The organism is bacterium (assembly GCA_016124905.1).
Taxonomy (GTDB): domain Bacteria; phylum Pseudomonadota; class Alphaproteobacteria; order Rickettsiales; family RI-342; genus RI-342.
Genome location: WGMV01000022.1, coordinates 21198 through 27200, shown reverse-complemented (window position 1 = coordinate 27200; position 6003 = coordinate 21198). Strand labels below are relative to the sequence as shown.

Annotated in this window: 7 protein-coding genes; 3 read left to right on the top strand and 4 right to left on the bottom strand. The window is 57.5% G+C overall.

Features of this window, described 5'->3' with window-relative positions; all coding sequences use genetic code 11:
* The coding region (gene rph / locus GC177_06450) for a ribonuclease PH (protein MBI1275595.1) at positions 1-389 on the bottom strand (389 nt) is incomplete at its 3' end.
* A 63-nt stretch (positions 390-452) separates the two neighbouring features.
* On the opposite strand from rph, the gene grpE reads away from it, so the two are divergent.
* Positions 453-1064 (top strand): nucleotide exchange factor GrpE, encoded by a 612-nt coding sequence (grpE, locus tag GC177_06445; protein MBI1275594.1) that lies wholly within the window; start codon positions 453-455, stop codon positions 1062-1064.
* A 3-nt stretch (positions 1065-1067) separates the two neighbouring features.
* On the opposite strand, the gene GC177_06440 is transcribed toward grpE, so the two are convergent.
* Both GC177_06440 and GC177_06435 read right to left on the bottom strand, forming a co-directional pair.
* Positions 1068-1832, bottom strand: coding sequence for a hypothetical protein (locus tag GC177_06440; GenBank protein MBI1275593.1), 765 nt, complete (start codon positions 1830-1832; stop codon positions 1068-1070).
* A 10-nt stretch (positions 1833-1842) separates the two neighbouring features.
* Positions 1843-3684 (bottom strand): hypothetical protein, encoded by a 1842-nt coding sequence (locus tag GC177_06435; GenBank protein MBI1275592.1) that lies wholly within the window; start codon positions 3682-3684, stop codon positions 1843-1845.
* A 180-nt stretch (positions 3685-3864) separates the two neighbouring features.
* On the opposite strand from GC177_06435, the gene GC177_06430 reads away from it, so the two are divergent.
* Positions 3865-4743 carry a branched-chain amino acid aminotransferase gene (locus GC177_06430; protein ID MBI1275591.1) on the top strand — a complete coding sequence of 293 codons (879 nt, stop codon included), beginning with the start codon at positions 3865-3867 and terminating at the stop codon, positions 4741-4743.
* A gap of 20 nt (positions 4744-4763) precedes the next feature.
* Here the strand turns inward: GC177_06430 and GC177_06425 are convergent, their stop codons facing one another.
* Positions 4764-5087, bottom strand: coding sequence for a DUF1476 family protein (locus tag GC177_06425; protein ID MBI1275590.1), 324 nt, complete (start codon positions 5085-5087; stop codon positions 4764-4766).
* A gap of 144 nt (positions 5088-5231) precedes the next feature.
* Between GC177_06425 and GC177_06420 the strand changes: the two genes are divergently transcribed.
* Positions 5232-6002 carry a phosphoribosylaminoimidazolesuccinocarboxamide synthase gene (locus tag GC177_06420; protein ID MBI1275589.1) on the top strand — a complete coding sequence of 257 codons (771 nt, stop codon included), beginning with the start codon at positions 5232-5234 and terminating at the stop codon, positions 6000-6002.
* Position 6003 lies beyond the last annotated feature (1 nt).

Genomic DNA, 6003 nt, shown 5'->3' with positions numbered 1-6003 from the left:
TGCAGCACGTCACAATCCAGCAGAATGCTGCATTCGCCCATAGCCCTCATATCCACCGCCGCGCGAATGGAACGCCCGATAAGTCGCTGGATTTCCTGTGTACGCCCCGTTTGCTTGCCCTTGGCGGCTTCCCGGCCGCTGCGCGTATGGGTAGACCGCGGCAGCATGCCATATTCCGCCGTAATCCATCCCTCGCCCTTGCCGCGCATGAAAGACGGAACGGACTCCTCAATGCTAGCCGTCACCATCACCTTGGTGTGTCCAAACGACACCAGGCAGCTTCCTTCAGCATAGCGGCTCACCCCCGGCTCAAGGGTCACGGCCCGCAATTCCCCTGCCTCCCGGCCGGAATGGCGTGTTACATTGTCCACCGCGCTTATCGCTTTCATCCGCTTTCCCCCTTGAAAACCGTGCTTAAGTGGCCTACCTCGAAATGAGCACTGCCGCAAGCAATGAGAAACGACATGAAACCACAGCAAAACATTCCCTCGGAAGAACCGAACGAGGATCAGCTTTCAGAAAACCGGGAATTGCCCGATGACGAAGCGTCAGCATCCGACGACGGCCAGGACGCCCTGCAAGCCGAGCTGGCGGAAATGAAGAACCAACTGCTGCGCGCGCTGGCCGAAGCCGACAACACCCGCAAACGCGCCGAACGCGAGCGGGAAGACACGGCCAAATACGCCATCAGCGGCTTTGCACGCGATCTGGTCAGCGTATTTGAAAATCTCGCGCGCGCCGCCCAGGCCATTCCGCCGGAAGCCCGCCAGGGTGCCGATCTGATGGCCACGCTCGCTCAGGGGGTGGACCTGACCTTGAATGAAATGCAGGCCACCTTTGAGAAACACGGCCTCCACCGGGTGGACCCGATGGGGCAGAAATTCGATCACGCCTACCATCAGGCCGTGTCTCAGGTGGAAATGCCGGGGCATGAACCGGGCACCGTCATGCAGGTGATTCAGTGCGGCTATGTGTTGAATGACCGCCTGCTTCGCCCCGCGCTGGTGGTGGTCAGCAAAGCCCCCGCCTCAACCGACAGCAACAGCCTGGATACCGAGGCCTGAGGCCTAGCATTCCTTCCGGCTGAAATCGAGCCAGGCCACCACCAGGAACAGGGCGGAAAATAACAGCATCTGCCCATAGATAAGGCCGCGCTCCAGCGTCTGCGGAACACTATAGATCAGCCATTCGCTCTGCGAGAAACGGTCAAGCCGCGGAACCAGATAGCTGCCGATCTTGATCACCCAGTCCGCCACCAGGTCGATGGCCGTATGGGTTTTCGCCAGGCTGGACGCCTGTGTCATGACGAACAACGACATCATCCGCGCCATGAAATAATAGCCAAGCGTGGCCAGCGCGGAAACCACCGGGCTTTTCAGCATAAGGCCAAACGCCATCGCCACGGCGGCGATAATCAACAACTCGCCCGCCAGCGTCGCCCCCCATACCGCCAGCCCTTGCGCATCCGGCACGCCCACAAGCTTCACCAGCAACGCGGCAACCACGCTCAGCCCCATGGCAAACACGCCAAGCGCCGCATAAAACCCAAGCAGAAACTGCCCCCGCGTGATGGGGCGGGAAATAAACACGGCCAGTTCGCGGCTATGGTCCATATGCCGCAACTGGGTTGCCGTAAACAACGTGAGCCCCATCACCAGCAAAAGGCGAAGCCCGCCGGACAGAAATACCGTGGTCGCCTGTTCTTCTTCCACCATCACCCCGTGCCCCAGCACCAGGCATGCCACCGCCAGCATCAGCATCATGGCCACCAATGACCAGACAACGCGGTCACGTCGGGCAATCAGCAGCACATAGCGGAAAATCTCGTCCATAAGCAGGGTGCTAGAATGTCAGGGGGCGGGGATCGTTGGTGAATTTCTTGTAGATATCGATGTCATGCGCATCCACCTTGCCGCTGGTCGGCACAATGGTGGCTTTGATGAAAATGACCATCTCCACCGTTTCGGTATCCTTGGTGGTTTTTTTAAACAGATTACCGATCCAGGGAACGCCGGAAACAAACGGCACGCCCATATCGTCATTCACATGGCGCTCCTGCATCAGCCCACCCATCACCATGATGTCGCCGCTGTTGAGCTTCATGATCGTGTCCATCTCGCGCACTTCCACTACGGGAATGATGTTATCGAGCGATGTGTTGCTGGTATTGCCGCTCTGGCTCAGCAAAAAGCCCACGGCCGGGTCTTTCACTTCATCCACCACGCGTGAGAGGGTGGGCCGCAGATTCAGGGTCACCTCCTGCGATTTCTCGTTGATGGACGGAATAAGCGTCAGAATCAGACCGATCGGAACGGTCACGGGTGTGCTGTCCACCGTCAGCAGTTCATTGCCGGTGCCGCCCGTGCTTGTGTCGCGCTCGCGTTGAATATCCAGCTGAAAATACACGCGGTTTTCAGCGAATGTCATCACCGCCTGCTGGTTGTTCATCGCATGCAGACGCGGGCTGGAAAGGGTGCGCGTCTCGCCAAACTGCTCCACCAGCTGAATAGCGCCTTCCAGGCTGTTGTTCTTTTTATTTCTGGCACGCAACGTCAGAACATTGCTGTTATCGAAGGTTGTTGCCGTGGTGGAAACCACATCAAAATCGAATTTCAGGCGATCCAGCATCAGGGATCCCCAGTCGATACCGCTGCGGTATTTATCGTTAAGCCCCACCTCAACGATTTTCGCCTCTATCAACACCTGGGATGCCGCTTTCTGCGTCAGTTCCTTGATAAAGTTTTTGATTTTGGCCTGCTGGCGTTCACCGCCGAAAACCGTCAACATTCCGGCTTCCCTGTTCATCACATAAAACGGTTTGCTGTCATTGGGGCCGCTGCTGCCGCCTGTCGCTCCACCCGTGGCTGCATCGGCGGCCGCAGCAGGGGCCGACGCGGCCGCGCCCTGGCCGGAGCCGCTATCGACAATGGCCTTGATGGCCGCTTCAAACTGCGCCCATAAATCGCTTTTATTATCGGTTTTAACCGAGGCCTGCGAACCGCTGTTCAGCCCGCTGCCACCGCCACCGCCGCCGCCACCGCCGCCGCCACTTCCACCACCGCCGCTGCTGCCGCCGCCACTGCCGCCAACGCTGGAGGAAAGCACGTTGGTGTTAAGCGTCACGCCGCCGGATGCCGTGCGGTCGATATTGAGGAAATCCAGCTCGTAATTTCGCAGTACGGGTGTGTCGCGCTCAACCTTCAACGACTTACCAACAATCTCATACCGCAGCCCCGCCATATCGGTGATTTCCTGAACCACCTCGTTCAAGGGCCTGTCCTTGGCGCGATAAACAACCCCGCCGCTGATGGAGGAATCCATTTGCAGGCTGAGATTGGCCAGGCGGGCCAGCTCAATAAACACATCGCGCAGCGGCACATCTTCCGTCACGGCAATGGAAACAAGCTGGTCGCTTTGTGATTCCTGCGGGCGCGGCGCCACCAGCAATTGCGAAACCTCCGGCACGGGGGGCGCGGTTTCGCTGGCGGGGGGTGCGTTTTTCGCTTCGGGCTTTGCCAGCAGATTATCTTTGATTTCCTTGCGCGAAAGCTCGCCATACCGGTCGGCATAATCATGCTGAGGGAAATAATCCGACGCTTTCTGACCGGGGGCACAGCTAGCCAGCAATGCCACGGCAAGCGCGCATCTGCCCAGCCTTTTGATCTGCCCCTTTTTTTGCGTCACAAGCCCCAAAGCGCCACAAGATTTATTTAACTATTTGGCCGTAGCCTACCAAATTTAGTATTTAATCCATATATAGCGTCAATGCACCAAAAAATTATAGCGCCCATATTCTGGGAAAGCGCTATTGACGCTCACCGCCACTGTTGTTAAGCCGGAACATCGTCTTTTAGCGGAGTATTTATGGCCGATCTCATACCGTTCGATCAGCGCGAAGGTGTCATCTGGATGGATGGCAAGGTGGTCCCCTGGAAAGAGGCCAAAATTCACGTGCTGAACCATGGCCTGCATTATGCAAGCTCGGTGTTTGAGGGCGTGCGCGCCTACAATGGCAAAGTGTTCAAGATGAAGGAACATTACGAGCGCTTCCTGCGTTCTGCCGAACTGCTCGACTTCAAAATCCCCTATACGGTCGATACCCTCTCCCGCGCCACTATCGACGTGATGGACCAGATGAAGCTGAAGGATTGCTACATCCGCCCCGTTGCCTGGCGAGGCAGCGAGATGATGGCCATTTCCGCCCAGAAAACCACCACCCATGTTGCCATCGCCTGCTGGCAATGGCCCAATTATCATAATGCGGATACCAGGGAAAAAGGCCTCCGCCTGCAAACGGCGCCCTGGCGTCGCCCGGCGCCGGATACGGCCCCGACCGCCAGCAAGGCGGCCGGTCTTTACATGATCTGCACCATGTCCAAACATGCCGCCGAACGCGCCGGCTACGACGATGCCCTGATGCTGGATTACCGCGGCTACCTGGCCGAGCTGACCGGCGCCAACATCTTTCTGGTGCAGAATGGCGAAATCCACACCCCCACGCCGGATTGCTTCTTAAACGGCATCACCCGCCTGACGGTCATCGATCTGGCACGCGAGAAAGGGTACAAAGTGGTGGAACGCCACATCAAGCCCGAAGAGCTCGCCAACACGCAGGAAATGTTCGTCACCGGCACCGCGGCGGAAGTCGAGCCGGTCGGCTCGGTGGACGACACCTACACCTTCACGGTGGGCCCGGTTGTGAAAGACCTGATGGCGGCCTATGAAGCGCTGGTGCGCGCCTAGCGCACCGGTTCAGGCGAAGATTATTCGCTCTTTATCTGTTGGTCGGCTTCCGCATAAAGCTGACGGTAGCGGTCTTTCAGTTCCGTTTCGGAAACATTCATGCCCTTGCGCTTGAGGTCATACCCAACCTTGGCAATCACGTCCCATTCACCGGATTGCTTCAGGCCCGCTTCCACCACGGCCAAGGCATATTCGCCCGCGTCGCCGGTGTTTAGCTGCATCTGCATGGCGGCCCATTTGCCGAACAGCTTATTGGCCCGCGCCTGAATTTTAAACATGACTTCCTGTTCATGGGCGAATTTGTTTTCGTAACCCCGTTCCCGATCTTCAAACAACGCGCTCATTGGTCTTTCCCTCTTGTTTCTGCTTGTTTCCTATCGGATGGCACCTGGCTCGGCAACGTTAATTTTCTTGCCAAACCCGGGCTTAGGTTGCAAAACTCCCCCCTTCAACTGAGAAAAACCATGCGTCTCACCAGGAAAAACGACATGTCCCGCCGCAAAATGCTCTATGAGGGTAAAGCCAAGATCCTGTTTGAAGGCCCCGATCCCGGAACCCTCATCCAGTATTTCAAGGACGACGCAACCGCCTTTAACAACAAGAAGAAAGCCACCATCAACGGCAAGGGCGTGCTGAATAACCGCATTTCCGAGCGCATCATGTCGCGCTTGAACGACATCGGCATCCCGACCCATTTCATCCGCAGCATCAACCTGCGCGAACAGCTGGTGCGCGCCGTGGAGATCATCCCGCTGGAAGTCATCGTGCGCAATTATGCCGCGGGCTCCCTTTCCCGTTTGCTGAAGATCGAGGAAGGCACCCGCCTGGCACGCCCGCTCATTGAATTCTGCTACAAGAAAGATGATCTTGGCGACCCCATGGTGACCGAAGAACACATCCTGTGCTTCGGCTGGGCCGATCCTTATGAGCTGGATGAGATGCGCATGATGGCGCTTCGCATCAATGATTTCCTGTGCGGCCTCTTCAGCGGCATCGGCATCCGCCTGATCGATTTCAAAATCGAGTTTGGCCGCCGCGTGGAGAATAATCAGCTGCAGATTCTGCTGGCCGATGAAATCAGCCCCGATTCCTGCCGCCTGTGGGACTTCGAGACTAATGAAAAAATGGACAAGGACCGCTTCCGTCACGATATGGGCGGCGTCGCCGAAGCCTATCACGAAGTCGCCCGTCGCCTGGGCGTGCTGCCAAGCGATGCCGACGGCATGGCCGAAATCGTCGCCTTGCCAGACAAACGCTAAA

Excerpts from the sequence above, each read along its gene's own strand:
- grpE (MBI1275594.1), top strand. The coding sequence starts at position 453 with ATGAGAAACGACATGAAACCACAGCAAAACATTCCCTCGGAAGAACCG.
- GC177_06440 (MBI1275593.1), bottom strand. The coding sequence starts at position 1,832 with ATGGACGAGATTTTCCGCTATGTGCTGCTGATTGCCCGACGTGACCGC.
- GC177_06430 (MBI1275591.1), top strand. The coding sequence starts at position 3,865 with ATGGCCGATCTCATACCGTTCGATCAGCGCGAAGGTGTCATCTGGATG.
- GC177_06425 (MBI1275590.1), bottom strand. The coding sequence starts at position 5,087 with ATGAGCGCGTTGTTTGAAGATCGGGAACGGGGTTACGAAAACAAATTC.
- GC177_06420 (MBI1275589.1), top strand. The coding sequence starts at position 5,232 with ATGTCCCGCCGCAAAATGCTCTATGAGGGTAAAGCCAAGATCCTGTTT.